The organism is Mycobacterium sp. TH-M15, from assembly GCF_057473705.1.
The window spans coordinates 1-2,754 of record NZ_JBYCLB010000215.1 but is presented as its reverse complement, the minus strand read 5'-3'; the positions used below and the strand labels follow the sequence as shown (position 1 = coordinate 2,754).

2 protein-coding genes and 1 pseudogene are annotated in these 2,754 nt (G+C 70.3%); all 3 read right to left on the bottom strand.

Translation table 11 applies throughout. From position 1 onward, the window contains the following. Positions 1-686, bottom strand: a pseudogene (locus AC2VNT_RS05070) (class I SAM-dependent methyltransferase); the annotation flags it as partial. Beyond that, positions 644-1,612 (bottom strand): class I SAM-dependent methyltransferase, encoded by a 969-nt coding sequence (locus tag AC2VNT_RS05065; protein WP_486945812.1) that lies wholly within the window; start codon positions 1,610-1,612, stop codon positions 644-646. The pseudogene AC2VNT_RS05070 and the gene AC2VNT_RS05065, both read right to left, overlap by 43 nt. A 53-nt stretch (positions 1,613-1,665) precedes the next feature. Continuing rightward, positions 1,666-2,754 (bottom strand): histidine phosphatase family protein (locus AC2VNT_RS05060; protein ID WP_486945811.1); only part of this gene is annotated, 1,089 nt, incomplete at its 5' end.

Here is a 2,754-nt window from a genome sequence, read left to right as displayed (position 1 = left end):
AGCAGCCGAACCTCATCGAAATCGATTCCGGGAGCGCATTTTACGACGACGTCCCGGCCGTGGTAGGCCTGCAGCAGGGCGTCCAGCGCGGGCCGGTAGTCGGCCGGGTGGAACCGGCGCCGCCCGGCGCCGCGCCGCGCCGGGTCGGCCAGCACGACGGTGTCGCGGGTGATCGGGTGCAGCGCGTCGGCGCGCGCCAACGGCACGCCCGGCACGTTGTGGGCCGCCATCGCCAGTCGGACCCGGTCCAGGTCGCTGCCGAGCACCCGGCGCAGCCCGGCCTGCGTCAGCGCGGCCGGTTCGGTGCCGATCGAGCAGGTCGCGTCGTGCACCGCGGCGTCGGGCAGCGCGGCGGCGATCCGGTGGGCCCGGTGCAGCGCGACCGGTGCGGCGCTGGCCTGCTGCAGCGCCTCGTCGGTGAAGAGCCAGTCGGCCACCCCGGGTAGGCCGGCCAGCTTGGCCGGCGCCCGGCGGCGCAGCAGCACGGTCTCGATCAGGGCCGGCGCCCGGTCGCCGAACCGGCGGCGCACCGCGGCGATGTCGGAAACCCGGCCGGCGTCGGTCAGCGCGAAGCCGGCCACCTCGCGCAGCGCGGCGACACCGGCAGCCGAGCGCAGGTAGGCGACGTCGTCCCGGCGGAAAGCTAGGACGGTTTGACCCCGGTGACCATCACGTTGTAGAACCAGCCCTTGGGCACCACCCGGCACCAGACGTTGGCGTCCACCCAGCTCAGCGTCGTCCAGCTGCGGAAGGCGAACATCGCCCAGCTCCAACCCAGCCGGCCCGGCGGGACCGCGGCCTCGAAGGTGCGCACCGGCCAGCCCAACATGGCGGCGGTGAACTCCTCGCTGGCGGTGGCCACGTCGATCGCACCGGCGTTGCGCGCCATCCGCTCCAGCTCGGCCGGGTCGAAGGTGTGCAGGTCGACGACGGCCTCCAGGGCGGCGGCCCGCGACGACTCGTCGAGCTCGACCTGCGGGCGCCGCCAAGAACCCAGTCCCGGCAGCTTGGCCACGTTGGTGGTGGCCCGCCAGGTCAGCGTGGACAGGGCGCGGGCGTAGCCGTTGCCGACGGTGGTCGGCTCGCCGGCGAAGACGAATCGCCCGCCGGGTTTGAGCACCCGCAGCACCTCGCGCAGCGAGAGCTCGACGTCCGGGATGTGGTGCAGCACGGCGTGGCCGACCACCAGGTCGAAGCTGTCGTCGGCGTACGGGATTCCCTCCGCGTCGGCCACCCGGCCGTCGACGGCCAGGCCGAGCTGCCGGCCGTTGCGGACCGCCACCTTGACCATCCCCGGTGACAGGTCGGTGAGCGAGCCGTGCCGGGCCACCCCGGACTGCATCAGGTTGAGCAGGAAGAACCCGGTGCCGCAGCCCAGCTCCAGGGCATGCTCGACGGGCAGCTTCCGCTGTTCCTGCTCGGGCACGATCGCGTCGAACCGGCCGCGGGCGTAGTCGATACAGCGCTCGTCGTAGGAGATGGACCACTTCTCGTCGTAGTTCTCCGCCTCCCAGTCGTGGTAGAGCACCTGGGCGAGCTTGCTGTCGTGCCGGGCCGCGTCCACCTGTTCGGCGGTGGCGTGCGGGTTCGGCGCCGGATCGGTACTGGTCATGGTGGGAAATCCTATCGGTCGGCTCGACCGGGGAACTGCGTGCCCGCCGGGTCTCAGATCACCGACGCGAGGCCGTCCAGAACCGAGCTGCCCGCCGTCTGCCCCGCCGTGCCGGCACTGTCGGTGAGGGTGTCGATCACGGCTTGGGGGAATTGGGTTATCGCCGCGGAGATTTGGCCCAGACCGTTCTGGAACGCACTCGAGATGTCTGCCTGGTCGCCGCCCTGGATCGCCTCCCACAGGTTCCACAGCGCCATCTGCGGCGCGGTGATCAGGTCACGCCAGTCGACGAACAGGCCGGTCAACAGGTCGGGGGTCTGTGGGACATCGTGCCCATCCCAGCTGACCAGCGTCCAGCCGTCGGTGGGATTGCCTTCGATCACGACCTGGCCGGTGTTGGGCAGCAGTTCTTGTTTCTCGATCAGTCCCTGCAGCACGAGACCGAAGTCCGGGTTCTTGACGTTCATCAGCGTCCAGGCGGTGATCGCCCCATCGTGGGAGAACGCCACGTCGTGCAAGTCACCGCCGGAAGTGGCACCGCCCGCGTGGTAGATCGTCTGCACGGCATCGGTGAAGCGATCCTCGAACGCCGCCCCGTTGGGGTTCGCGGTGGCGCCCAGCATCGGCGCGAAGTAATCACCGAGTATCCATTGGACCGGGGCCGCTAGGTAGGCGAGTTCGGTGAGGATGTTCAGGTGTGCGTCGTTGAGGATGCCGGCATCGACCTCGTCGAGGCCGTACAGGATCTGGCTTGGCTCCAGTAGCGGAGTGGGGCCGGACGGGATTTGGCCATAGTCGCTATGGCCCAGCAGCAACTGGTCCAGTGGCCACGCGGTCTGTTGCGTCCGGAGAAACTCCGAGGCGTAGACCCCGTCGATGTCGTTGTCGCCACCGTTGTAGAGGGCCTGCCCGACGGCGATCGCCTGTTCTTTGCCGAGGTCGGTGAGCGCGGCGCCGGGCGGTGTGGTGCCGAGGATGCCGGCCACGTTGTCCGTTGACTGTCCGTGCCGCACCAGGTCGAGCACCATCTCCTCGCCGGAGGTCAGCGCGATATCGGCCACATGCACCGCGGGCGTCAAAACCCTCACCCGGCTGACGGGGATGGCGCCGAGCCCCGCGAGGGCGGCACCCGCGGCGCACCC